The 24560-nt window shown below is 43.1% G+C and carries 23 protein-coding genes; 3 read left to right on the top strand and 20 right to left on the bottom strand.

All coding sequences use genetic code 11. From position 1 onward, the window contains the following. Positions 1-79: 79 nt before the first annotated feature. From cypB to V756_RS0112350, 7 genes are all read right to left on the bottom strand, one after another. Entirely contained in the window at positions 80-3241 is a 3162-nt protein-coding gene (gene cypB, locus V756_RS0112380) for a bifunctional cytochrome P450/NADPH--P450 reductase CypB (RefSeq protein ID WP_024714928.1), read from the bottom strand. A 15-nt stretch (positions 3242-3256) separates the two neighbouring features. Next, positions 3257-3847: a transcriptional regulator FatR gene (gene fatR, locus V756_RS0112375; RefSeq protein ID WP_024714927.1), complete on the bottom strand. Its 591-nt coding sequence runs from the start codon at positions 3845-3847 to the stop codon at positions 3257-3259. 222 nt (positions 3848-4069) lie between these two features. Further along, the gene (locus tag V756_RS0112370; RefSeq protein ID WP_024714926.1) at positions 4070-4612 is read right to left on the bottom strand and encodes a class I SAM-dependent methyltransferase; all 543 of its coding nucleotides are present in this window, start codon (positions 4610-4612) and stop codon (positions 4070-4072) included. A gap of 188 nt (positions 4613-4800) precedes the next feature. Further along, positions 4801-4959, bottom strand: coding sequence for a hypothetical protein (locus tag V756_RS1000000123910; protein ID WP_142675242.1), 159 nt, complete (start codon positions 4957-4959; stop codon positions 4801-4803). A gap of 157 nt (positions 4960-5116) precedes the next feature. Further along, positions 5117-5266 carry a YrzI family small protein gene (locus tag V756_RS01000000122320; protein ID WP_032682094.1) on the bottom strand — a complete coding sequence of 50 codons (150 nt, stop codon included), beginning with the start codon at positions 5264-5266 and terminating at the stop codon, positions 5117-5119. A gap of 388 nt (positions 5267-5654) precedes the next feature. Continuing rightward, a complete protein-coding gene (locus V756_RS0112355; protein ID WP_024714925.1) occupies positions 5655-6455 on the bottom strand; it encodes a formate/nitrite transporter family protein in 801 nt (266 codons plus the stop codon). Positions 6456-6716: 261 nt separating this feature from the next. Continuing rightward, entirely contained in the window at positions 6717-7085 is a 369-nt protein-coding gene (locus V756_RS0112350) for a Na-translocating system protein MpsC family protein (protein WP_024714924.1), read from the bottom strand. Between the two features lie 312 nt (positions 7086-7397). Between V756_RS0112350 and fdhF the strand changes: the two genes are divergently transcribed. After that, positions 7398-10340: a formate dehydrogenase subunit alpha gene (gene fdhF, locus V756_RS0112345; protein ID WP_081719877.1), complete on the top strand. Its 2943-nt coding sequence runs from the start codon at positions 7398-7400 to the stop codon at positions 10338-10340. A gap of 18 nt (positions 10341-10358) precedes the next feature. Then, positions 10359-10841, top strand: coding sequence for a helical membrane plugin domain-containing protein (locus V756_RS0112340; protein WP_024714922.1), 483 nt, complete (start codon positions 10359-10361; stop codon positions 10839-10841). Between the two features lie 910 nt (positions 10842-11751). Here V756_RS0112340 and V756_RS0112335 read toward each other — a convergent pair. The 7 genes from V756_RS0112335 to V756_RS0112305 all read right to left on the bottom strand — a co-directional run bounded on the left by V756_RS0112335 (position 11752) and on the right by V756_RS0112305 (position 17986). After that, a complete protein-coding gene (locus tag V756_RS0112335) occupies positions 11752-12789 on the bottom strand; it encodes a flavin-containing monooxygenase (protein ID WP_024714921.1) in 1038 nt (345 codons plus the stop codon). A gap of 84 nt (positions 12790-12873) precedes the next feature. Continuing rightward, on the bottom strand, positions 12874-13809 hold the full coding sequence (locus tag V756_RS0112330) for a cation diffusion facilitator family transporter (RefSeq protein WP_024714920.1): 936 nt from the start codon (positions 13807-13809) through the stop codon (positions 12874-12876). Positions 13810-14189: 380 nt separating this feature from the next. Then, on the bottom strand, positions 14190-14420 hold the full coding sequence (locus V756_RS0112325; protein WP_024714919.1) for a YrhC family protein: 231 nt from the start codon (positions 14418-14420) through the stop codon (positions 14190-14192). 82 nt (positions 14421-14502) lie between these two features. Next, positions 14503-15642 (bottom strand): bifunctional cystathionine gamma-lyase/homocysteine desulfhydrase, encoded by a 1140-nt coding sequence (locus V756_RS0112320; protein WP_024714918.1) that lies wholly within the window; start codon positions 15640-15642, stop codon positions 14503-14505. Between the two features lies 1 nt (position 15643). Next, on the bottom strand, positions 15644-16567 hold the full coding sequence (locus tag V756_RS0112315) for an O-acetylserine dependent cystathionine beta-synthase (protein WP_024714917.1): 924 nt from the start codon (positions 16565-16567) through the stop codon (positions 15644-15646). A 61-nt stretch (positions 16568-16628) separates the two neighbouring features. Further along, positions 16629-17324: a 5'-methylthioadenosine/S-adenosylhomocysteine nucleosidase gene (gene mtnN / locus V756_RS0112310; protein WP_024714916.1), complete on the bottom strand. Its 696-nt coding sequence runs from the start codon at positions 17322-17324 to the stop codon at positions 16629-16631. 20 nt (positions 17325-17344) lie between these two features. Then, positions 17345-17986, bottom strand: coding sequence for a class I SAM-dependent methyltransferase (locus V756_RS0112305; RefSeq protein WP_024714915.1), 642 nt, complete (start codon positions 17984-17986; stop codon positions 17345-17347). Positions 17987-18178: 192 nt separating this feature from the next. On the opposite strand from V756_RS0112305, the gene V756_RS0112300 reads away from it, so the two are divergent. Beyond that, entirely contained in the window at positions 18179-18382 is a 204-nt protein-coding gene (locus V756_RS0112300) for a YrzA family protein (RefSeq protein WP_003225924.1), read from the top strand. 37 nt (positions 18383-18419) lie between these two features. On the opposite strand, the gene V756_RS0112295 is transcribed toward V756_RS0112300, so the two are convergent. From V756_RS0112295 to V756_RS0112270, 6 genes are all read right to left on the bottom strand, one after another. Next, positions 18420-19103 (bottom strand): YrrS family protein, encoded by a 684-nt coding sequence (locus V756_RS0112295; protein WP_024714914.1) that lies wholly within the window; start codon positions 19101-19103, stop codon positions 18420-18422. A gap of 64 nt (positions 19104-19167) precedes the next feature. Next, entirely contained in the window at positions 19168-20922 is a 1755-nt protein-coding gene (locus V756_RS0112290; RefSeq protein ID WP_024714913.1) for a peptidoglycan D,D-transpeptidase FtsI family protein, read from the bottom strand. A gap of 53 nt (positions 20923-20975) precedes the next feature. Then, positions 20976-21449 carry a transcription elongation factor GreA gene (gene greA, locus V756_RS0112285; RefSeq protein WP_003237373.1) on the bottom strand — a complete coding sequence of 158 codons (474 nt, stop codon included), beginning with the start codon at positions 21447-21449 and terminating at the stop codon, positions 20976-20978. A gap of 250 nt (positions 21450-21699) precedes the next feature. Further along, positions 21700-22335 (bottom strand): uridine kinase, encoded by a 636-nt coding sequence (gene udk, locus V756_RS0112280; protein ID WP_010335100.1) that lies wholly within the window; start codon positions 22333-22335, stop codon positions 21700-21702. 6 nt (positions 22336-22341) lie between these two features. Continuing rightward, positions 22342-23610, bottom strand: coding sequence for a peptidase U32 family protein (locus V756_RS0112275; RefSeq protein WP_024714912.1), 1269 nt, complete (start codon positions 23608-23610; stop codon positions 22342-22344). Between the two features lie 18 nt (positions 23611-23628). Further along, positions 23629-24558, bottom strand: coding sequence for a peptidase U32 family protein (locus V756_RS0112270; protein ID WP_024714911.1), 930 nt, complete (start codon positions 24556-24558; stop codon positions 23629-23631). Positions 24559-24560 lie beyond the last annotated feature (2 nt).

Raw genomic sequence — 24560 nt, 5'->3', positions numbered from 1 at the left:
TTTTCAGTAGATTTCATTATCGTGCCGGTTTTCACACATACAAAAACATCCCGCCAATCTGATGGCGGGATTTTGTTTTTTACATACCTGTCCAAACGTCTTTTACATAACGTTTCTGGGATTGCAGCCTCTGCAGCCATTCGGCTGATTCTTCCTGGCTTGCTCCTTTTTCAGCTTCATATGCCAGTTGCAGCGTATTCTCTACATCAGGAGCCATTTGCGATCCATCACCGCAGACATAAATGTGAGCCCCTTTTTCAATGAGCGATATCAATTTCTGCGTATCTTGTTTGAGCAGGTGCTGTACATATTCTTTTGGTTTGTTTTCAACGCGTGAGTAGCATCGGCGGATTGTAACCAAGCCATCCCGTTCCGCTTGATCCAGCTCTTCTCTGTAAAGGTCGTCATGGTCTGGGCAGCGGCAGCCGAAGTATAAAAGTGCTTCACCAAGCGTGCTTCCTTCCTTCTTCAAAACAGATCTTGCCTGAATAAAGCCTCTGAATGGCGCAATTCCTGTACCCGGCCCGACCATAATCATAGGCGTTTGAGGGTCATCTGGCATCTTGAATCCGGATTGCGGCGTTCTGATAAAGCAGGCTGCTGCATCACCTGTACCCAGCTCTGCTAAATAATTAGAGGCGACGCCCCGGTATTCGCCTCGCCCGCTCCATGCTGAGGCTTTCACAACGCCTACCGTCATGCTCACGATATTGGCATGGATCTTCGGTGAGCTTGAAATGGAATAATATCTTGGTTTAAGTGATGGCAAGAGCTCTAAAAACCGCTCAAACGGCATTTCGCAGGCAGGGTAATCCTCTAAAAGATCAAGCATGGTGAGACGTTTTGCCAATACCTGCTCTTTATAAATCCCATCATTTGACACAAGCTGTTCCAGCTCTTTTTTATGCGGCGGGCAAACTGTATAAGAAGCCAGTTCCCGAAGCTGAAGCCTTGAAGCCGGTTCCTGCAGCTCCACGTAAGACGACAACAAATCTGCCACTTTAATGGGCCGATCCATCGGAAGATGAGCCATATGAAGGCTTCCGCTTATTTTTATCACATGACTAGACTGCAGACCGAATCGGCTGAGGACCCGCTGAACAAGCTTTTGGCTGTTTTTTGGCAATATCCCGATATGATCGCCTTCTTTATATGTTTTGCCATCAGGAAGCTGCAATTCAATATGGCGGGTGGAACGCGGACTGTCAGCCGTCTGAAGCTCCCGGTTCTCTAAAACATTCCCTTCAAACGCGCCATAGGCTTTGGCAAGCGGTGTTTCCGTCGCTTCATTAAGAAAAGTAATTGATAATGAAGGCCTGTCTTCTTTCTGAGATACTTCGTTTATATCAAATGCCTCCATCGTTTCCTTCCAGAAGCGCTTTTCCCACGATTCGCGATGGCTTTCAAAATCATCAGCCGCATCGCCTTCCCCAATCGCTGTTAAACGTGATGCTCCCTTTGCTTTCATCATGTCATCTATGAGGCGGGGAATCCGCTGATACGTGCCGGCCCAGCTCCGGTTTCCGCAGCCGAATACCGCATATGTGACGCCTTGCAATCGTCCTTCCTCAAGCTCATCCAGCCACTCTACAAAGCCGGCCGCATTATCAGGCGGCGCCCCATTATAAGAAGCGGTAACGATGACGACTGCGCCTTGTTCAGGAAGCTTGCCGACATAATCATCAAGCGGGGCTGTTTCGGCTGTAAAGCCCATCTGGCGGCCGTTGGCAGCCAGTTCACCGGCGATTCCTTCTGCTGTTCCTAGGTTTGAACCGTAAAGAACGAGTAAAGGTGTGTCGTGCTTAGGTTTTGTTTCTGGCTTTATTTCTGTTTTGATGTCAGCCTGTTCTTTTCTCTGTATATTGATTGCCGCTGTTTTCCGCGGTTTCACCGTAATTTTAAATTCATCAGGCTTGATCGTTAATGCCTCTTTGATTTTCAGTTCGTATCCAGTATGGTTCATCAAATCAAAATGCTTCAATACAAGACCGAGGACCATCGTCGCTTCTTGGAGAGCAAACTGCATGCCGATACAAGCGCGCTGCCCGTTTCCAAACGGCTTATACGCATGGTGAGGAATACGCGAAGGGTCTTCAAACCGTTCCGGGCGAAAATCTTCCGCATCCTCCCCCCATGCGTTTTGATCTCGGTGCAGCTTTGGAATCAAAACGGTGACAGGCTGCCCTTTGCTGATCGGATATTCCCCGCCTAAAACAGTATCTTCCTTAGCATAGAGAGAAAAGGCCGGAGCTGTTGGATACAGCCTGATCGTTTCATTTAAAACCATTCGAATGTATTTCAACTGCTGGATTTGTTTATATTCCGGCGTGTCATCCGTTAGCACACGATCGGCTTCCTCCTGAGCTTTTTTCAGTTTTTCGGGATGTGTAAGCAGACAGTAGATCGCAAATGAAAGCAAACCGCTTGTTGTTTCATGCCCTGCAATTAAAAACGTAATGATTTGGTATCTGATGTTTTCATCATCCAGCGTTTCACCCGTTACTGGATCTTTTGCATAAAGCATCAGTGATAAAAGATCCTTAATGTTTTCATCCGGATTCGCTTTTCGCTCCGCAATCATTCTATCGACAAGGGCGTTCATGACCTCTATATCCTTTTGGAATTGCAGCTTCGTTTTCACCATCATCTTATCTTGCAGGCCCAATCTTTTCGATTGATTCATTGCCTCTTTTAAAGCACGAAGCATGCTGGTGATAAACGGATGCTGAGAATCACGATAAAAGCTGTTGAAGCGATAATTAAACCCGCATAGCCCGATCGTATCAAGCGTCAGACGGGTCATGTCATCCGCTACGTCTATTTCCTCATTGGGATTAAGCCGGCTCCATTTTTGAATCAGCTGGGTCGCGATATCCAGCATCATAGAATGATAGCCTTTCATCGCTTTTTGGCTGAAGCTCGGCAGCAAAATGCGGTGGGCTTTTTGCCAATTTGGTTCGTGGGTCCAGCTTGTAAATAAGCCGTCTCCTCCAAACTCGCGCACCTTTAACAAGCCCTTGCCAAGGTTTTTGTCAAAGCGGCTTTCATCACACACCTCCGCCACAAGATCGTGGCTGGATACAAAAACACTGGATACGCCTGGAAAATCAAACCGGAAAATCGGCCCCAATTCATCAGCGATCCGCCATAAGGATTGCGAAAGCTGCTCTTTTTCCAGATGCGGAAGATTTTTTAAAGGTCCGTATGTTTTGGGCTGTGGTAATGCGCTTGCCTGTTTCATTAACATCTTCCTTTCCTATTTTTGTGAAGTAAATGAATGAAGCTTAATGGCGTCCCAGCAGCATTGTTCCAATTCGGTCATTAGATCCATGTCCATCTGTATATCGCCCGTTTGAACAAGCTGATATATTTTGAGAAACGCCCCTAACACAATCGCTATTAACACATTAGAGGGCAGGCTGCGAATCACGCCTTCCGCTTTTCCCTTGTTAAAATAGTCATCAAGCATGTGCATCAGATTTTCAATCATTTTTCTGCTTGTGTCATTTAAATAATGAGCGTCTTTCTTCATTTCAAGAAAAAAAAGCGCATAGTCGCTCTCATTCGTAAATTGAACGAGACAGCAAAATACGTGGTGAAAGCCTTCTCTGACAGGCAATTCCGAAAAATCTTGCTTTAGCTTTTCCGTAAAGCGCTGGATGCTTTCTTGAAACAATACGTTGACAAGTGTTTCTTTGCTGTCAAAATAGCGGTAGATCGTTCCAGTCCCCACACGGGCTCGTTCAGCTATCATTGGGATAGTGGTAGCGTCAAATCCCCTTTCCGTAAATAGTGAGACCGACGCTTTCATAATCATGTCGTATTTACTGCTGGATGCGGATAACATGTAATGTTACAACCTCCGATTTCTTGCGGAATGAATATTCATTCCGCTCGTTCATCATGTCTGTCTAATCGTCCGCTATCACCTCTTTGCCCGTTCTTATGTTATCAGTTTATATGAAAAAAACTTTTTTTAATATAAAGAATATGCAAAAAATAAAAAATTAAGAAAATATACCCAAATCCCAAAAGGAGGCGATCTGGATATATTTCCCGAGAAATGATTTTATTTAACGGCCACAACACAAAGACAAGTATCACGTCTGACGACAGAAAGATCCCTGAAATGCTGGTCTTTCAGCAATTGAATATACATTTTCTCTTTCTCACCGGTGTTTTCATCAATATTGATATAAAACCGGCCGTCAATTTGAAGCACCCGGTAAATTTCTCTTAAGGCAAGCTTAATATCAGTGCAGCTCTGAACCGTATGTAAAGAAAACACTTTATTAAAGGTACGGTCAGCAAAGGGAATATTCTCTGGATAGCCATGAAAAACTTCCCCTTTCCCCATGTTTTTTCGAGTCGCACGTGATATCTGTCTTACCTTTCGCTTTGAAGGATCAATGCTTTTTAGGCTTCCCTTATCCAGTTTGTCGGTTATGTTCTTAAAGACAGTGCCATTTCCGATTCCAATTTCTAAAATTCTGTCATTTCCTTGTATGTCTATAGAGTCAATCATCATATGCTCAATTGTTTTAGCTTGCTTATATTTCCGAGAAAATAATTTCCAAAAAACCGATCGTTTATAGAGTCTATTTTCTAGCATTTTAAACACCTGCTTTTGGTTTCCTATGTTTATTTATTATATTAAAAAAATAAATATTCCCTTCTTTTCTAAAAGCGAATGAAGGTATCAACTAGACGGCAATGTGTTTAAAAATGTTTCAATAGAACTGAACTTTTTCATTTTTTCGCAAAAAAAAAGCAGAAAACAACATGTTTTCTGCCCTCGTTCTAATACCAATGATAAGGGGATACATACAGCCTTTGCTGCTGCATGGCCATCAGCCTCTGCTGTCGGAATGGGTTTCCATAACCATGTTTGAAGGAATGCGGGATGGACGCATAACCATGGCCTATCGACGGCAGCCTTTTTTGATCATCGTTCATCATGCCATCACCTGCCTTACCGTAACGTTGATTTATCATATGCAGGCCGTCATTTTCTTGACAGCTGTTTCGCTAAACTTGGTCCTTCTCCATCGTATAATGCATCAATAATTCCATTCTAAACATATGCCATCTCCTCCTTCAGTTTTTTTCATTGTTTTTAGCGCCAGTTTGTTAAATAAAGATGCTTTAGCTGAGACTCTTTCAATTCATCATAAATCTGCTCAATCTGCTGTTCTCGTTCGATTTCATCCGGGCTTTTAACCCGTTTGTTAATCGTTAATGTTAAAAAGAATAGGTTTATCGTCATATCGCTCACCCCCTTTCAAAGTCCGCTTCAAGCGAAATAGCCCGCGGCATCATTCTTTCTGCCGCGGGCAAATAAAAACCGCAGACAAAAGAAGACACAAATGTCTCTGCTGCCTGCGGGGAGTTGCGTATGTCCGACTATTCCGAATTTAATGCGTGCGATAAGCATCGGTTAAGGAAGGACACAAACTCTTCCACAGGCTGAATGAATCATGAACTGTTACTTGTGTATCACGTACAGGTTGACGTTGTTGTCTCATTGTCATTTTGTTCAGCCTCCTTTGCTTTTTCTTACTTTGTAAGTATATCCACGAAATTCCATTTTGTAAACATCTTTTTCTAAAAATGGACAGAAATTGTGCGAATCATCGAATGGATTTGCACGTTGGTCATGACACCTGCTTCATTTCTTTTCTGGAGCTGTTTTTCTTATGATATGCGATAAAATAAATAAAACCGACAAACACCGCTCCGCCGATGACATTCCCGATAAAAGCCGGAATGATGTTTCCGATAAACTGCCCCCACGTGAATGAGCCTGCAAAAATCGCAGCGGGAATCACAAACATGTTGGCGACAACGTGCTGAAATCCGATTGCCACAAAAGCCATAATCGGGAACCAAATACCAAGGATTTTTCCCGCTCCGTCTTGAGCGCCGAAAGAAAGCCACACACCAAGACATACAAGCCAGTTACAGCCGATGCCGGAAATGAGAACCTTGCCGAAGCTCATATCAAGCTTTCCTTGCGCAATGGCAATTGTTTTCTCTAAATAAGGGCCTGTTTCAGTCAATCCAACCAAATGCCCGAAAAAGTAAGCAACAAACAATGCGCCGATTAAGTTCATAATCGTGACGATTCCCCAGTTAACCGCTAATTCTTTGACTGATATTTTTCTCGAAAATAAAGCCATCGCAACTGACATCATATTTCCTGTAATCAGTTCAGCGCCAGCAAGAACCACAAGGATCAGACCGACGGGAAATACCGCAGCTCCAATCAAGCTGGACAGGCTTCCCCATTCTTTCGGAAGATCGCCAATGACTCTGATATCAAGCAAGTACCCAAGCGCGATAAATGCGCCTCCTAAAAATCCCAGCACAAGCAGGGACGGCAGCGGGAGCTTTATTTTATTCATCCCTGCTTCAATTGCTGCATCTGCTATTTCATCCGGTTTCCGAAAAGCCATACTAAAACGCCTCCATTATTTCTTCTATTCTCCAGTTACAGCAAAAAGGCAATAAAAAAGGCAGCACTCAAATAGCCTGTGCGATCCAGGCGTTTGAATGCTGCCTAACTTGTATGCATACCCATACAACAATATCAAGCAGAATGTAAGATATTGAAAGAGAATATATACAGTTCGTGCATACATTCCATTGCTTTAAGCCTTCTATAACTGTAGAAACATCATATCAAATGTGACAAAATTGTGTCAATGACAAATATGCTAGCTTTGCAGAGCTTCTTTTTGATCATCTATTTTTTGATCAAAGACAAACACAGATACAGCGATATTTTCCTCAATTTTGATATCAGAAAACAAATGGACAAGCTTAGCCCCGATCAGTTCCTCCATTCCTTCAGGCGTTTGTTTGGAATAAAGATCTTGAATCAGGCTTGTCCGGGCCGCATGCACCATTTCTCTTCCTTCTGGTGTGCGGGCGATAAATTGCTCGCTTGCACTCAAATTTCCATATAGTGTGGAGACAGCCATGTTTTCTACAAATACAGTATGAATCCTTTCAGGTCCTTTTCCGAACAGTTCTTTGCGAAGTTTTCGAATAATATCGTTAAACTCATGAATTTTTTTAGACATGCTGGTTACCCCTTCCGACATTGCCTCATAAGGTTTTTCCCGGTTCCCCTCAGGACATTTCACTTGGTTAAAATTTTCCTGCCATATTGTATTATAATAAATATCACTTTATAATAAAAGCAGTGTTGATGGATTTGTAATAGGTCTTGTTATGAGTCTATCGTTTTATAAAAATCAAGGATTGGTCTGTTAGTAAGACTTGCTAGTGAACTATTCCGCCATGTGTGTTTACACCTTCTCAGAATAAAAGACAGGTGTATCTATACATGGCTTTTTTGACTTCTTGGAAGAAAGATGGAGGGGAATATGAATATGATGGACGTTAAGTCGATCAGTGTCCGTGTAGACGGAACAGAAATCCAAGCACGGGCAGGGGCCACAATTTTAGATATTTTAAATGAAAATGGGATTGATTACCCGCAGATTTGCCACGTCCCAGAGGTTGATCCAATTCAAACTTGTGATACTTGTATTGTAGAAGCGGACGGCAAACTGGTTCGTTCATGTTCTACTGTCGCAGAAAATGGAATGTCAATTGACCTTTCGGGCAACCGGGTAAAAGAAGCGCAAACGGAAGCAATGGACCGCCTTCTTGAAAATCATTTGCTATATTGCACGGTTTGCGATAATAACAACGGGAACTGTACGCTGCATAATACAGCGGAAATGATGGGAATCGAGCATCAAAAATACCCTTATACGCCAAAAGAAGATCCATCTTGCGCGGTTGATATGTCTCACCCGTTTTACCGCTATGATCCAAACCAATGTATTGCCTGCGGCCAGTGTGTTGAGGTATGTCAAAACCTTCAGGTAAATGAAACACTCTCAATTGACTGGGAGCGCGAACGTCCGCGCGTCATTTGGGATGAGGGAGTTTCGATTAATGAGTCTTCTTGTGTCAGCTGCGGCCAATGTGTCACTGTATGCCCATGTAATGCGCTGATGGAAAAATCAATGCTCGGACAGGCTGGCTTTATGACAGGCATCAAAGAAGATGTCATGGAGCCGATGATTGACCTCGTAAAAAACGTTGAACCGGGGTATAGCAGCATTTTTGCCATTTCTGAGGTCGAAGCGGCAATGCGCGAAACAAGAACGAAGAAAACAAAAACGGTATGTACGTTCTGCGGTGTCGGATGCTCTTTTGAAGTATGGACAAAAGGACGGGATATTTTAAAAATCCAGCCTGTTTCTGATGCTCCAGTAAACGCAATTTCCACATGTGTCAAAGGGAAATTCGGATGGGATTTTGTCAATTCTGAAGAGCGGATCACAAAACCTTTAATTCGTAAAAACGGCGCTTTTGTTGAATCTTCTTGGGAAGAAGCCCTTGACCTTGTCGCAAGCAGATTAGGAACGATTAAAGAGCAGCACGGCAATGGCTCTGTCGGATTTATTTCTTCTTCTAAAATTACGAATGAAGAAAACTATGTTATCCAAAAATTAGCGCGGCAGGTATTTGAGACGAATAACGTCGATAACTGCTCACGCTACTGCCAGTCTCCTGCTACAGACGGATTATTCCGCACTGTCGGCATGGGCGGTGACGCAGGCACGATTAAAGATATTGCCAAAGCCGGCCTCGTCATCATCGTCGGCGCCAATCCGGCGGAAGGACATCCAGTGCTTGCAACGCGTGTCAAACGGGCTCACAAGCTCCACGGGCAAAAACTGATTGTGGCCGATCTGCGTAAAAACGAGATGGCTGAGCGGTCTGATTTGTTCATCAGCCCTAAACAAGGCACAGACCAAGTTTGGCTCATGGCTGTAACGAAATATATGATTGACCAAGGCTGGCACGATCAGGCATTTATTGATGAGAACGTGAATTACTTTGAAGATTATAAAGAAACGCTTAAAACGTATACACTTGAATATGCAGAGCGCGTCACAGGCCTTTCAAAAGAAAACATGATTGAAATGGCTGAAATGATTCGTGACGCTGACGGCACTTGTATCCTTTGGGGAATGGGTGTCACACAAAATACAGGCGGTTCTGATACATCAGCAGCGATTTCAAACCTGCTTCTCGCTACAGGCAACTATCGCCGTCCTGGCGCAGGCGCTTATCCTTTGCGCGGTCATAATAACGTCCAAGGCGCTTGTGATATGGGTACACTGCCAGGCTGGCTGCCGGGATATCAGCATATTACGGATGACATGGCCCGTGCAAAATTTGAAGAGGCATATGGTGTCACAATTGACGGTAAGCCTGGTTTAGATAATATTCAAATGCTTCATTCCATTGAAGATGGCAATATGAAAGCAATGTACCTTGTCGGTGAAGATATGGCGCTTGTCGATTCAAACGCAAACCGTGTGCATGATATTTTATCAAGCCTTGATTTCTTTGTCGTTCAGGACATCTTCATGTCAAGAACAGCTCAATATGCCGATGTCATCTTGCCTGCCACTCCTTCTCTTGAGAAGGACGGGACATTTACCAATACAGAACGCCGCGTGCAGCGATTGTATCAGGCGCTTCCAACGCTTGGTGATGCGAAACCGGACTGGTGGATTATTCAAGAGGTGGCGAACCGCTTAGGAGCAAACTGGAATTACAGCCATCCGAGTGACATTTTCTCAGAAATGGCTAGCCTTTCTCCTCTGTTTGGCAAAGCAAGCTATGAGGTGCTTGAAGGCTGGAACAGCTTCCTATGGGGCAGTTTCACAGGTGAAAGCACACCGCTTCTGTATGAAGACGGGTTTAATTTCCCTGACAAAAAAGCCCGCTTTGCCCTTTCTGATTGGACTGAGCCGGCGGCATTTCCGGAAGAATATGACCTTCATATCAATAACGGCCGGATGCTGGAGCATTTCCACGAAGGAAACATGACAAATAAATCAAAAGGCATTCAAGCAAAAGTGCCGAATGTATTTGTTGAAATCTCGCCTGAGCTTGCACAGGAACGAGGTGTTTGTGACGGTTCGCTTGTCCGGCTCGTTTCTCCGTTCGGGGCAGTCAAATTAAACGCGCTGATCACAGACCGTGTACGAAAAAATGAACTCTATCTGCCAATGAACTCTACAGACAAAGAGTCAGCGATTAATTTCCTGACAGGACCTGCGGCTGATAAACGGACGAACACGCCTGCGTATAAACAGACAAAGGTCCGCATGGAGGTGCTTGGAGGCTGTGAAACAACGCCGCTTCCGAAAACAAATCCGCGCAACAAAAAACGGCACCCGCAAAACGGAGTCGAAGCCGAAAGAAAATGGAACCGTCCGGGCTATGTCCATCTGACTGATTAAACGAAAGGAGGAAAACGAATGGCTGCTCCGATTACGACAATCAAAAAAGAAACAAAAACAGCCGAGCAAATGAAGCTTGAAAAAATAGAAGAGCTGAAAGAGCTTCTGGCGGAAAATGAGGATGCCGTCTCTAAAACGATGACGATCATGAATGAACTTAATGAACTTGGAATTTTTGACGCGGCAACAAGCATGCTGAGAGCGAAGGAAGACATCGCTAAGATTGCGCTCGGCCAGGTTTCACGTGAGCCCGTCACCAACCTCATTAACACGATGATGGCCGCCGGAGGCGCATTAACAAAAGCAGATCCTGAGTTTACAGCAAAACTTTTAGAAAGCGTGATGGCTGGAACTGAACAGGCGCAAAGCTTTTTAAAAGAAGACAAGAAAGTCGGGATTTTCGACCTTTTAAAAGCAATGAACGATCCTGATATCAACAGAGCCGTCGGCTTTGGCCTTCAGTTTTTAAAAGGCATGGGAAAAGAATTGCAAGAGAAATAACAAAAAACAGCCATCACTTATATTGTATATGGGTTCAAATAGTTAATTATATTGGCTTTTAAGGCATTTTTTGCTTTTGAATCTCTTGTTTTTTATATTTTTTCACCTGTTTTGGAGTACAATTGGTGAGCATTAAAAAATCCTTCTTTCGTTCAATGGGAACGTTTGAAGGATTTTTTATTTATGCTGCCACTCTATCCGAAGCAATCTTTATAGATTCCCTACATCAAAAACTGAAAAGGACAGAACACTAGTTAACACCGCTACTGCGTAAGTAAAAGGATTACGAAAGTGCAATATTATGATTTAAGTCAGGCAAATAATGAAATACGAAGCCTTTTATCTACTATTCACCACATTCCAATACACTCCCCCTCCTTCCAAGTCCTAAACAGTGGTGAAACCCTGAGAGTTTTTAGCAGGGCTCTTGCTCTGAGATGCGGTATGAGTTCAGAATTCAGATGTCTTCCAGAAACCTAGAGATTATGTGAACTTCATATTGTATACTCCATTGAGTCATCACGTGTATTCTGTCTTAGGTGCAGCTGAGCTTTTAACCTCCGGACAACGACGGACCCCTCATTTCCTTCTTTGGCAGGCTGTATGATTCGTTTCTATTTTATGGTCAAACCTCCTTGCGCTGTAGCAGGCCAACAAAGAGCATCTGATCAACAATCGCGTCATCGGTAGACGTCAGTCATCCTGCAATTAATCCAGCTATTTAAGAGGCAACATTACGCGCTACGCATTTAGCACGGGGAAGTATGGCGGAAGGTTGCACAAGAACCAGGGTCTCCTCATTCATAAGACAAGAGATACATGAACGATACTTTTGCGGCTTTACACAGTAACATAGCCAGACTTATTCAACACAAAAAATAGAGCAGTAACATGTGAGTTACTGCTCAGTTTATTTACCGCTCATTTGTTTTACAATGTATTCAGCATCATTTCCTACACCTTGAAGGAGCGCTGAACCCCGCCTATGCTGCCAAGGCAAACCAATAAAGTACAATCCCTCTACAGCCGAAACACCTCTATGATGTATGATTCGGCCTTCTTTATCAAAAACACCTTCTATTTTCATCCAACAAAGAGGATTCCTAAAACCGGTAGCCCAAATAATATTGTTTACCTCTAATGTAGATGAATCTTCAAAAATGATTTCATTTTGCTTTCCGGATATGACTCTTTTTTTTAAGATGATCTCCTTCTGTTTTATTGCATGTTTTAGTTCACACCCAAAAATAGGATCACCTTTCTTTTGCATGAATTTGCCTAATATTGATGTATTGCTTGCATTTAAGACTCCTAATTTATCAAACCACCAAAAGATGCTTCTTTTTCCAATCACTAAAGGGAAATAAATTAATTGATTACGACAAGCTAAATATGTAACTCTTTCTTTGGATAATTCAACAGCTATCTGAGCACCGCTATTCCCGCCACCAACAACTAGTACATTTCCGGGTATCAGTTGTTTTGGATGCTTATATTGTGAAGAGTGTATTTGATGAATATGAGCGGCTAAATTCTTTGATATAGATGGAATATTAGGGATATGAAAAGGGCCTGTAGCAATTACAAGATTCTTCGCTTGATATTCTTGCTGATTTGTTTTGATTAAGAAATGATTCTTTAATTTTAGGACACTTATCACTTCTGTCCGTAATTGGATTGGAATGTCAAATCTTTCAACATATTTCTTTAGATAAGCAACAATTTCTTCTTTTGAAGGAAATCCATGTTTTTCTCCTTCAAGATGCATTCCAGGCAAAGAGCTATACATTCGAGAAGTAAATAAAACTAATGAGTCATACCGATCTTTCCAGCTTTCCCCCACCTCATCACTTTTATCCAAAATGATAAATTTTTGTTTGGACTGCTTAAGATAATATCCTATTGAAACTCCTGCCTGACCAGCTCCGATTACTATTGTGTCGTACATATTCTCACCCCGCCAATTTTGTTTACACGAGAGATAGTCTAACACTAGCTATAATGCCTTTTCATTTAGAAGGCATAAATCTGTCTAATGATGATGGTGATCATACCGCTTTTCAATTTTGGCCTGGCAAAGGATCGTATTGTCGTGATGATGCGCTGCTGTTTCCATTTGAATGGTTACATGCGTAATGCCTTTATGCTCAAGCTTATGTTCAATTTTGTGTAAAATATTTTCACTTTCTGAAATTGCCAGTTGATCGTCAACAACAGCGTGGCAAGAAAGAGCATTTAATCCGCTTGTGATAGACCATATGTGTAAATCATGAATGTTTTGAATTCCCTCTGTCTCTTTAATTGTATGAATGATGTCAGTGACATCGATATGTTCCGGAGTTCCTTCCATTAAAACGTGAATGGCATCTTTAGTCACATGGTAACCGCTTCTTAAAACAAGAATAGCCACAATGATACTAGCCAATGGATCTGCCCAGCCCCACCCAAAGAAGATGATAAGCACAGCAGCTAAAATGGCGCCTACAGAGCCAAGCATATCGCTTAGCACATGTAAATAAGCTCCTCTTATGTTCAGATTATTCTCTGTGTCTCCGCCTCTCAACATAATCCAAGCGACCAATATATTCACAACTAACCCGATAATACTAATCGTAAGCATGCCGGTTGTTGCTACTTCTGGTGGATGAGAGAAACGTTCGATTGCTTCATAAATGATATAAAGAGAAATAAGAATTAATGCAACCCCGTTTATCACAGCTGCAAGAATCTCAAATCGTTTATAGCCGAATGTATGATTGTGACTTGCCTTTTTTTCAGCCACTCTAAAAGCAAGCAGGGCAACGATTAATGAGATTGAATCGCTTAGCATATGGCCTGCATCTGATAAAAGCGCCAGACTATTTGTTAAAAATCCGCCTATAGCTTCTATTATCATATAACCTGTAATGATGATAAAAGAGATTAATAAAACCTTTTTGTTGGATCCTTCAGTATGATTGTGCCCCATAAAGATCCCCTCCTTAACTAAAGCTTCTTGATACATACGCATTTATTATTTCTTATCTGTTAATAAGCACTCTAACATGATACATACCTACATATGATCATATGCTCATATAATAATATAAAGCATTTTCATTAAAGTGTCAAAATAGTTTTAATATAAAATGTCGAATACCCCTCTGATCATTCCGATATATGCTCATATTTAGCATCACTTGATGCTATCCATAACAATCCTTTTATTAACAGAAAAAAAGAGGAGCAAACATACGGTTTACTCCTCTAACTTCATTTCTTTATCTTTTGTCTGGTATTTTTTGATAAGCCAAGCGATCAGATTCGCCTATTCTTGGCACACCGCCATCTATTGAAGATAGCTGTTTTTTATTCGTCAGCTTCCTCCAAACGCTTCTTGTAAATCAATGAACGATCAGCGCAAAAGAAGGCGCCGGCTAAAAATACGCAATCCGCTAAAAACATCGTCGATTTCTGGCCTAACGTTAAGCCTTGATCGGGGAGAACTGCGCCTATATATAAAAAAGTGCAGACTGCAAGCAATGTAAAAGCAAAATGTTTGTAGTCTTCTTTTAAAGACTTCATTCGATTTTTATTCAAAAGAATCACCTGCCAGATTCATAGGATACGACTATTATAATATAATCTGGCAGCTTACAGAGAAAGTAATTCTATCCATTTGTTATATGCTTTCAAGTGCTTGCCCGATATCTTCCAGCAAATCCTCCGCGTCTTCAATCCCTACAGAAATTCTGATCAGTCCGTCCGTAATACCGAGTTCAAGCCGGCGCTCTCTCGGAATAGAGGCATGTGTCATTCTTGCGGGAACAGAAATTAAGCTTTCCACCGCGCCCAGACTTTCAGCAATGGTAAACAGTTTCAGGCTTCCTAAAAACGCATCAACTCGCTCTTCACTGCCGATATCAAAGGAAATCATGCCGCCGAACCCAGACCCTTGCGTTTTTGCAAGCTCATGTCCGGGATGCTTTGAAGAACCGGGGTAATATAACGTTTGAACAGCAGGATGATTCTCAAGAAAGCTTGCGATTTTCCGCGCATTTTGATCGATCGCTTCCATTCTGAGTCCCAATGTTTTGATTCCTCTCATTAACAGCCAGGAATCTTGAGGACCGAGCACACCGCCAGTAGAATTTTGCACAAAATGCAGTTCTTCCCCAAGCTCTTTCGAAGCTGTCACAACTAAACCGCCGACGACGTCACTGTGCCCGCCAAGATATTTTGTCGCACTGTGTAGCACGATATCAGCGCCTAAAGCAAGCGGCTGCTGAAAATAAGGCGTGTTAAAGGTATTGTCTACGATAAGCAGAACATCCGCTTTTTTTGCGATATCAGCCATGAGCGCCAAGTCGGTGATTTTGAGCAGCGGGTTTGTCGGTGTCTCAATATATATGGCTTTTGTGTTAGGACGAATCGCTTTTTCAACTTCTTCCCTGCTGCTTGTATCGACAAATGTTGATTCAATGCCAAGACGATTGAGTACCTTTGTCATGACGCGGTATGTTCCGCCGTACACATCATCAGTCAGCACGACATGATCTCCGCTGTTAAACAGCATCATCACCGCTGTAATGGCTGCCATTCCTGAGCTGAACGCATTGCCTGCTTCTCCGCCTTCAAGCTCTGTCACAAGTGTTTCGAGAGCGGTTCGGGTCGGATTGGCCGTTCTTGAATATTCATAACCCGTATGCTGTCCTGCTTTCGGCTGCTTGTACGTACTCACTTGATAAATAGGCACGGACACTGCGCCTGTTTTCTCATCACCCGTGATTCCGCCGTGAATCATCAAAGTTTTTTTCTTCATATCAAATGCCTCCTTCGTATATGTGTTTGCTGATATATCGATCACTGCTGTCAGGAAATACTGTGACAATATTTGTGCCTGCGGATGCTTTTTTCGCTTCCTCCAATGCTGCATAAAGCGCTGCACCTGAAGAGCTTCCGATCAGCAGGCCCTCTTTTTCTGCCGCTTCTTTCACAAGCCTGAATGCATTCTCATCTGTTACGGTGTAGATCTCATCAAAATGGCTCTTATTCATATAATCAGGGATAAACTCCATACCGATGCCTTCTGTTTGATGAGCGTGAGGCTCTCCTCCGTTTAAAATGGAGCCCTCCGGTTCGACAATCACCGTTTTAACGGCTGGGTTTTTTTCTTTTAAGAAGGAAGCAGTTCCTGCGAATGTGCCTCCTGACCCTGCCCCTGCGACAAATGTATGAATATTGCCGTCAAGCGCTTCCCAAATTTCGGGTCCAAGCGTCTTATAGTAAGTCGATGGATTTACTCGGTTTTTAAATTGCAAAACGCAATAAGAATTTTCAATTTCCGTCTCCATCTGAATGGCTTTTTGAATGGCTCCCTGCATTCCGTCTTGGCGCGGTGTATGAATGATCGATGCGCCAAGCGCTTGCATAATTTGCTGTTTCTCCATGCTGAAATGTTCAGGGACACAGAAAATCGCTTGTAAGCCATATTTTCTGGCACTCAGCGCGAGACCAATTCCTGTATTGCCTGCCGTAGCTTCGATAATCACGCCGCCGGGCTTCACCTTTCCTGACTCCAGCGCGTCACGGATCAGCATATCTCCCAGTCTGTCTTTGATGCTTCCGCCGGGATTCATCATTTCAAGCTTGGCATACACTGCAACTCCTTCCGGAACATCAAAGTTCTTCAGGCGGAGAAGCGGCGTATTCCCGATCAGCTCGGTAATGTCCGTAATAACAGTCATATATGTCCTCCTCCTTGATAGAGGTTGTTTTTAGGGAAAACGGAGGAGAACTCTCCCCCGTTTAATGAATTCGTTTGATCACTTTTAACACAAGCTCTGTGGAATTGACAGCCGCCTGCTCTAAAAATTGGTCAAATGATACATGTGATTCTTTTCCCGCGATATCAGATAACGCTCTGATGACGACAAACGGCGTCTTAAATTGATGGCACACTTGAGCCACTGCCGCTGCCTCCATTTCAACCGCATACAGATCAGAAAATCTCGCACGCACTTCTTCAACCCGCTTCGGATCGTTCATAAAAGAATCACCTGTGGCGATCGTTCCTTTTGCAACCTGAATGCCGTCAAGTTCAGAAATCGCAGTTTCAGTGATTCTGATCAGCTTTTCGTCTGCGTCATAAGCAGCCGGAAGACCCGGAACCTGGCCGTATTCATAATCAAAGGCAGTTACATCTACATCATGATGGCGAACGTCAGTTGAAATGACGACATCTCCTACATTCAGTGTATGATGAAATCCGCCCGCTGAGCCTGTGTTAATCACATAATCAGGCTTATAGCGGTCAAGCAAAAGCGTTGTGCTGATAGCAGCATTTACTTTTCCAATTCCAGATTTTAAAAGAATTACTTCGGTTCCTTCATATTCACCTGTTGTAAATTCACAGTGTGCGATTGTTTCTGTTTTTGCATTTTCAAGTTTGTTTCTTAGGATGGTGACTTCCTCTTCCATTGCTCCGATGACTGCTAGTTTCATCTATTCACATTCCCTTCACTTTACCGTTTGATCGCCTCCATTATCCACACGAAGTTGTTTTGCTGAGTGAATTGGACTGCAAAACCTTCAGCTGTAAACATCTCTTTCAGCGCATCCAATGTGGAATAATGCTCCGTCTCCAAATCATTTGCCAGCTGATAGAAGCCTTGAGAACGGGCTTTATCAATAGCCTGTTGATACGCTTCTGCATTTTCAAAGACGGTATCGGCAAACACTATTTTATCATGCAAGTGAAGGTATTTGCCATATTGCTTTATGGCAGTCCTTTTTTCATCGTCTGTCAAATGATGAAACGCATAAGAACTGACAATTGTGTCAGCATGAAATGGCGGATCGGGAAATGTCAGGAAGTCTCCGTCAACGAATTCTGCCCTGCCAGAAAGCTTGTCAGAACCCAATTTGCGCATTGCGGGAGACGGTTCGATTCCAAATACAGCTTTGCCCGCCTCCAGCAGCTTCACTGTCAAATTCCCCGTCCCTGGGCCGAATTCTAACACATGCGTTCCAGACCTGCTGACGATGGCATCAAGGATATCATCATAGCCTCTGAACGCTTCTTTATACTGAATATCAAAACCTTGGACTGTTTGATCATAAGTTGCTGCCCAATCTTCAAAGAGAGGGATAAATTCACGTCCCATATTTGTCACACTCCATATTTTATAATTCCCATAAGTATACTATGAATTAATGATGGAACAGTTCCTATCATACCACATCTTCTAAAAAAGCAGGTACTAAAACACTTTGTGTATTTTATGCCATCTATATTGCGCGTTTACCGCAAAAAAGCTTATACTTCATATGACTTGTGAAAGCTGGAGGGCCGAGATATGAATTTTCAATTAGATCTGATAAAAGACAAAGTGGAATTTTTCGAAGCGGCTTCATTGCAGGAGCTTGAAAAGAAAATCAATACACAGATTGAAAACAATAAAGCCATCATGCTCCGGGTGAAATCTGTTTCACACCAAACCGCTGTGGCAGACGGAAGAATATTGTACAGCGCGGTCGTTCATTTCGCAGCTGAAGCCTAAAACAAAAGCAGCCGGGCTCTCATCCGGCTGCTTTTGTTTATTTTAGTTTTTCTACTTTTGTCGGCTTCCAGCCTTTTTTATCAACCCATGTAATGGTTACTTGATATTTATCTCCAGTCGTCTTGTCTAAAATCTTGCCTTTGGCATCCTGAGGGCTGCCGTTATTTCCGAGCCAGAGCACCGTCATGTTATCTTTTGAAACACCAGTCGCATATGACATGGCTTTCAGCATCTCAGCCCAGTCTTGTGAGCTTGAATCATAAGTGGCGGCATGCTCGCCTGTCTGCTCGGTTCCGACTGCTTTCCAGTCAGAATTTTCATACGTTTTTTCCACGTCGCTTGATGAGCCGCCTTCTGTTACTTTTGCGTCTTTAAGCGGATCTTCTGAATTTGAGCTTGAGTCTGAATCATCACTTTTAGAAGAATCATCTTTTTTGGAATCTGAAGACTTCTCAGAATCCTTTTCGCTGTCAGATGAGTCTTTCTTGCTGTCTTTTATATCCTCATCCGATTTCTTTTCCGTCTTTCCTGAAGCCGGAGATTCCTGTTTTTGCGCCGTTTCAGAATCCTTGCTGACATCTTTGCTGGAAGGACTGTTAATGAAGAGATTCGCCGCTACTACGACAATTAGTATGGATACGATTGCGATTAAAATGTTAAGCACTAAATTAGCTTTCCTGCGTTTATCACGGTTTTCATAACGAGATTGATTATTGCTCAATAATTCTGCACTCCTTTATAACTCTTGGCTCAGCATATATTTTACCATGTGCTGAGAAGTTGTTCTATTTCTGATTGCTTTCAATTTCGTGTACGTTTTTAACAATATCATAAAACACCGAATTTGTCAGAGCCTTATCCCCCGGCGTATCCATGTGTAAAACGACAAGAGCGTATTTCGGCTTATCAGCGGGGAAATATCCGGCAAACCATTTTTCATAGAGCGTTTCTTTCTTTTTTGAGAGCTTGCCTGTCTGGGCTGTGCCAGACTTCCCTGCTACAGTATACGGAAGATCTTGAAACCTTCTGCCCGTTCCGGCAGGAGATTCCACCACCCGCCGCAGCATTTTTTGAAGCTGCTGTGCCGTATATTTGTCTATCGTTTCTCCTTTAAGCTTTTGATCTTTAAACGTAACGAGGGTTGTGCCGTTTTTATATTCAATCTGATCAGCGATTCTCACCTGCCGCTTTTCTCCGCCGCGGGCGATTGTCGCCATCATGTTAGCCACCTCGAGCGGCGTTACCTTTACGTTTTTCTGCCCGATCGCTGTTTGTGCAATGGCTTTTTTGACTGATTTGTCTTTTTCATCCCCCCAAATCATGCCGCTTTTTTCGTTATACAACTGGCGGAAATCCGTTTCGTGATATAGTTTTCCTTCCCAGCCTGCCCGATCTGTAAGTCCCAGTTTTTTTGACATATCTTCAATGACTGATCTGTCTTTTTTCATTAATTGTTCTGCAAGACTCGTAAATGTGTAATTGCAGCTTTGGGCAAAACTCTCATCAAATGACAAGGTTCCTTTATCGTCTCCCGGTTCCCCGTACAGGTTTAAATTGCAATTAAAGGTTTGGCTCGGCTTCACCGTATCATTTTCGATTGCAGCTGCGGCAATGACTGTTTTAAAAACAGAACCGGGATAGATTGGCGTCAGCATATAGTTTTGAAGCGTGTTTTGTCGTGAGGCATCGGCATCCGGTTTGCTCACAATTCCCATAATACTGCTGTTTTCAATATCCAGCAGCACGGCTCCTCCTTTTTTCAGCCCCTGCTCATTCAATACCTCCTCCATCGCTTTTTGAATGCTTTGGTCGATCGTTGTTTTGACCTGGAGCGGAAAAAATGTATTGGCTGCAGCTGTATATTTGACGTCCATGCCAAACAAAGGGTTTCCTTTTCCGTCCACATGATATAAAAGCTTTGTGTCCTGTTCCGGAAGCAAAAACTCATCAAATGTCCGTTCTAAACCGGTTGTACCGATTTCTGTTGTAATTGGAAGACTCTCTTTACCAGGATATTTTTTGCGGAGAAGCGCCGGATCTTGATTCGTGCTACCGATTGTATGTGAAGCAAGGCTGGGCTTGTCTTCATTCTCCATATATACGCCGTAAATGCCGGGATATTTCAAAGAATTGATTTTTGTGATGGATTGTTTCGAAAGTGTTTTGATTTTCTTTTGCTGCAAAATGACCGGTTTTTTTGCCTTTGCAAGTGCCTGATGCAGTTCATCTTCAGACATGCCAAGGATGTCCGCAACCTTTTTAATCGGCCAATCCTGCGTCAGCAAAAAAGGGAACAAAACAACGGCAGGCTCGCTTTTGCCGGTGAGGGCCTGCCCGTTTCGATCTAAAAAAGAGCCTCTTCCGTCCGAAATGAGCACTTCCTCCGTTCGCTGGTTTACACTTTCCTGGATCAAATTGATGTTCTTTTTTGAAAAGGATTCTGTGAAAAACAGCTGGATTTCCGCCAGCCGCAGCAGAAGGAGAAAAAACACGATCAAAAAAGTAATGACGGCCAGTTTCATTCGTTTTGATATCTTCATAAAAAAACACCTCACCCACATTGTGGACGAGGTGTTTCTTTACTAAACGGATATTATGAAATTTTCACAATTTTCACGAGCATTTCTCCGCCCGGTGTTTGAACTGTAACTTCATCATCCACTTTTTTGCCCAGCAGGCTTTTGGCGATTGGTGAATCATTTGAGATTTTTCCTTCAAACGGATCAGCTTCAGCGCTGCCAACGATTGTATATGACTCTTCATCACCGTCAGGCAGTTCGACGAAAGTGACGGTTTTACCTAAACCGACAACGTTAGAGCCGCCGTCATCTTCAATGATTTTCGCATTGCGGATCATATTTTCAAGAGTCGTCACACGGCCCTCTACAAATGCCTGCTCTTCTTTCGCTGAATCGTATTCAGAGTTCTCGGAAAGGTCTCCAAAACTTCTCGCAATTTTGATGCGTTCTACTACTTCTTTTCGTTTAACCGTTTTCAAATATTCTAATTCTTGTTCAAGTTTTTGTTTTCCTTCTGCAGTCATAGGAAAAACTTTCTCTTGTGCCATGTCCCTTCACTCCTTCTGGTTGTCCCTCAACATCTTCGATTATGTATGAGAGCATAAACTAAAAAATACAAGAATGAGAACACAGGGCAGTCCTCGTTCTTCTCTCCCATATAGGTACTGTTTATCTTAAACTGATTCTTGTCGTTCTGCAAATATTTCGCGTTTATAAACAGGGAAAGAAGGGAATTTACACATCCCCTTCCTGCCTATACATAATATGGTCAGAGTTATTTATGTCTATGCTATGGTATTACAAAATCGCGTTTTGTTCAAGAATGGTTTGGATTTTTGTGACCATTAGATCAATTGCGACGTGATTCTGTCCGCCTTCCGGGATAATAATATCAGCGTATCGTTTCGTTGGCTCGACAAATTGGTTATGCATCGGGCGGACAACTGACACATATTGTTCAATAACAGAATCAATAGAGCGGCCGCGCTCATTAATATCTCTCATAATCCGTCTGATGATACGCAAGTCAGCGTCTGTATCAACGTAAAGCTTGATATCCATCAGATCACGGAGCCTTTTGTCTTCAAGAACCAGAATGCCCTCAAGGATAATAACATCCTTTGGCTCGACGTGAACCGTTTCCTCTGAACGTGTGTGAAGCTTATAATCGTAAATCGGCTTTTCGATCGGGCGGTAATTCAACAGATCCTGAATATGCTCGATTAAATAGTCATTATCAAACGCAAGCGGATGATCATAGTTTGTGTTCAGCCTTTCTTCAAATGGAAGATGGCTTTGGTCTTTGTAATAAAGGTCTTGCTGGATCATTAAAATCGAGTGTCCTTTAAATTGTTCATAAATGGAGCGTGTCACACTCGTTTTTCCTGAACCGGAACCTCCTGCGATTCCAATGACTACTGGACTCTTACCCATGGGCTGTTACTTCCCCTTTCTCATCATGTTGCTCGGATAAATCTTTTTGTCTAGTTTGAATTTGACAATTTGCAGGGGATGGCGGGCAGCATCTAGCTCATTTCCGTCTTCGTCCCAAATGGTTTCAATCGTGTGTGTAAAGTTTTCGATTTCAGGGCCGAAAAATTCCACTTCGTCGCCTTTTTTGAAGAAATTTCGCTGCTGAAGCGTGACCATCTGTGTGTCTTCATCATAATTCAGCACTAAGCCGACAAAATCAAACGTCGTTTTTTTGGCGTGCTCGCCGAACATTTGCTCTTCATAGCCTGGCGTTCCTTCAAAGAAAGCTGTCGCAGTATCACGGTTGGCGCACTTATCAAGCTCTTCAAGCCATTCTTTTTGGATCACAAAGTTATCGGGATCAGCGCAATACGCGTCAATGACTTTGCGGTATACACTGACAACTGTTGCGATATAGTGAATGGATTTCATGCGTCCTTCAATTTTTAAGCTGTCGATGCCCATTTCGATCATTTTCGGAATGGATTCAATCAACTTCAAATCTTTCGGACTCATTGCAAATGGCGCATCATCTTCACCATACAAAGCAACGGCGTTGGCACCATCTGTTTGATAGAGATCATAATCCCAGCGGCATGACTGGCAGCAGCCGCCGCGGTTGGAATCCCGCGCTGTCATGTGATTGCTCAGCACACAGCGGCCGGAATATGCGATACACATCGCGCCGTGAATAAAGGATTCGATTTCGATATCTACCTTTTCTTTCATTTCTCTGATTTCGAGAGCGCTCGTTTCACGTGCCAGCACGACGCGGTCAAGGCCTTCCTCTTTCCAGAACTGAACAGCCTTCCAGTTTGAAAGAGACTGCTGCGTGCTCAAGTGAACTTCAACGTTCGGCGCCACTCTGCGGCATGTTTCGATAATCAGCGGATCTGCGACAATAATGCCGGCAACGTTGGCGTCTCCAAGCGCTTTTAAATACTCTTCAAGCCCGTCCATGTTTTCATTGTGGGCGAAAATATTCGTCGTTACGTAGATCTTCGCGCCATATTGTTTCGCGAATTCAACGCCTTCTGCAATTTCTTCGATCGTAAAGTTATCGGCATTCGAGCGGAGCCCGTATTCCTGTCCTCCGATAAAGACCGCGTCCGCTCCGTAATGCACAGCAATTTTCAGCTTTTCAAGATTACCCGCAGGTGCGAGAAGCTCAGGCTTTTTCGTAATCACACGCTTACCATTGACGATTTTGGATATCTTATCATTTACGGCAGTCATAGCTTAACCTCCTTTTGATTAATAAACCGTTTCTTTGAAGAAGAATCCGGTATCTATTTTTCTGTTAACTGGCTGGATGCTTTCAATACGTTCAATCCAGTCTTCTTTTTTCGCTTCGTATTCGTCACGGTTTTCCGCACACAGATCAATGGCTTCTCTGTACATTTTGGTGACTTCTATTAAGTATTCAGACGTTTTTAGAACACCGTCAATTTTGAAAGAATCAACGCCGGCATCTATTAATTCTTCGAGCTCGTCAATGATGCACACATCGTTCGGGCTCATGATATGCGTGCCGTTTTCGTCTTCGAAAATCGGATATTTATTATCACGTTCTTTATCATGCAGGAACATATCTGATTCTTTTTTCTTTCCTTCAATATCCATGACTTTGCCCTGGTATTCAAAATAGTTTCCGATCAAAGAACGCTTCGATTGGAACATGCACGTCATTCCATGGACTTGGATTTCAATTTCAACTTCAGCATTTTCTTTGATTTCCACAATGCTGTCCATGTTTAATTCTCTGGCGAGCACTGAACGCGCCGCGCCTTTTCGTCCCCAGTAGTTGCATGTATAGTAGTTGGTGCCTGTCGTTTCTGTGCTCCAATGAAGCTTCAGGTCAGGCGCAGATTCACGGGCAGCCATAAGCACAGCAGGATCGCCGAACACCGCCGCATCAGCACCGGCTTTCGCTAAGAAAGCCAGATATTCGCCAAGCTCACCCACTTTATCGTTATGGAAAATTGCGTTTACAGCAACGTATACTTTTGCTCCTTCTTTATGAGCAATCTCCACAGCTTTTGTTACATCTTCACGAGAAAATTCCCCGGCCAATCTCAAGCCGTATCTCTGTTCCCCAACTAAAAACGCAGTTGCCCCCGCCTGTATCAGCGGCAAAATGTCTGCCACACTCGTCGGCGTCACTAAGAGCTCTGGTTTTTTCATGA

The organism is Bacillus tequilensis KCTC 13622 (genome assembly GCF_000507145.1).
GTDB lineage: Bacteria > Bacillota > Bacilli > Bacillales > Bacillaceae > Bacillus > Bacillus tequilensis.
Note: the sequence above shows the minus strand (reverse complement) of the source record. Positions and strands in the feature narration are given on the sequence as shown.

What these genes read in the sequence shown, in the direction of transcription:
- V756_RS0112350 (WP_024714924.1), bottom strand. Translation starts at nt 7,085, where the DNA reads ATGTCTAAAAAAATTCATGAGTTTAACGATATTATTCGAAAACTTCGC.
- V756_RS0112320 (WP_024714918.1), bottom strand. Translation starts at nt 15,642, where the DNA reads ATGAAGAAAAAAACTTTGATGATTCACGGCGGAATCACGGGTGATGAG.
- V756_RS0112275 (WP_024714912.1), bottom strand. Translation starts at nt 23,610, where the DNA reads ATGACTGCCGTAAATGATAAGATATCCAAAATCGTCAATGGTAAGCGT.
- V756_RS0112305 (WP_024714915.1), bottom strand. Translation starts at nt 17,986, where the DNA reads ATGGGACGTGAATTTATCCCTCTCTTTGAAGATTGGGCAGCAACTTAT.
- V756_RS0112300 (WP_003225924.1), top strand. Translation starts at nt 18,179, where the DNA reads ATGAATTTTCAATTAGATCTGATAAAAGACAAAGTGGAATTTTTCGAA.
- mtnN (WP_024714916.1), bottom strand. Translation starts at nt 17,324, where the DNA reads ATGAAACTAGCAGTCATCGGAGCAATGGAAGAGGAAGTCACCATCCTA.
- V756_RS0112340 (WP_024714922.1), top strand. Translation starts at nt 10,359, where the DNA reads ATGGCTGCTCCGATTACGACAATCAAAAAAGAAACAAAAACAGCCGAG.
- V756_RS0112355 (WP_024714925.1), bottom strand. Translation starts at nt 6,455, where the DNA reads ATGGCTTTTCGGAAACCGGATGAAATAGCAGATGCAGCAATTGAAGCA.
- V756_RS0112335 (WP_024714921.1), bottom strand. Translation starts at nt 12,789, where the DNA reads ATGTACGACACAATAGTAATCGGAGCTGGTCAGGCAGGAGTTTCAATA.
- greA (WP_003237373.1), bottom strand. Translation starts at nt 21,449, where the DNA reads ATGGCACAAGAGAAAGTTTTTCCTATGACTGCAGAAGGAAAACAAAAA.
- V756_RS0112290 (WP_024714913.1), bottom strand. Translation starts at nt 20,922, where the DNA reads ATGAAGATATCAAAACGAATGAAACTGGCCGTCATTACTTTTTTGATC.
- fatR (WP_024714927.1), bottom strand. Translation starts at nt 3,847, where the DNA reads ATGTTATCCGCATCCAGCAGTAAATACGACATGATTATGAAAGCGTCG.
- V756_RS0112315 (WP_024714917.1), bottom strand. Translation starts at nt 16,567, where the DNA reads ATGACTGTTATTACGGACATTACCGAGCTGATCGGGAATACGCCGCTT.
- V756_RS0112370 (WP_024714926.1), bottom strand. Translation starts at nt 4,612, where the DNA reads ATGCTAGAAAATAGACTCTATAAACGATCGGTTTTTTGGAAATTATTT.
- V756_RS0112270 (WP_024714911.1), bottom strand. Translation starts at nt 24,558, where the DNA reads ATGAAAAAACCAGAGCTCTTAGTGACGCCGACGAGTGTGGCAGACATT.
- V756_RS0112330 (WP_024714920.1), bottom strand. Translation starts at nt 13,809, where the DNA reads ATGGGGCACAATCATACTGAAGGATCCAACAAAAAGGTTTTATTAATC.
- V756_RS1000000123910 (WP_142675242.1), bottom strand. Translation starts at nt 4,959, where the DNA reads ATGATGAACGATGATCAAAAAAGGCTGCCGTCGATAGGCCATGGTTAT.
- fdhF (WP_081719877.1), top strand. Translation starts at nt 7,398, where the DNA reads ATGATGGACGTTAAGTCGATCAGTGTCCGTGTAGACGGAACAGAAATC.
- udk (WP_010335100.1), bottom strand. Translation starts at nt 22,335, where the DNA reads ATGGGTAAGAGTCCAGTAGTCATTGGAATCGCAGGAGGTTCCGGTTCA.
- cypB (WP_024714928.1), bottom strand. Translation starts at nt 3,241, where the DNA reads ATGAAACAGGCAAGCGCATTACCACAGCCCAAAACATACGGACCTTTA.
- V756_RS01000000122320 (WP_032682094.1), bottom strand. Translation starts at nt 5,266, where the DNA reads ATGACGATAAACCTATTCTTTTTAACATTAACGATTAACAAACGGGTT.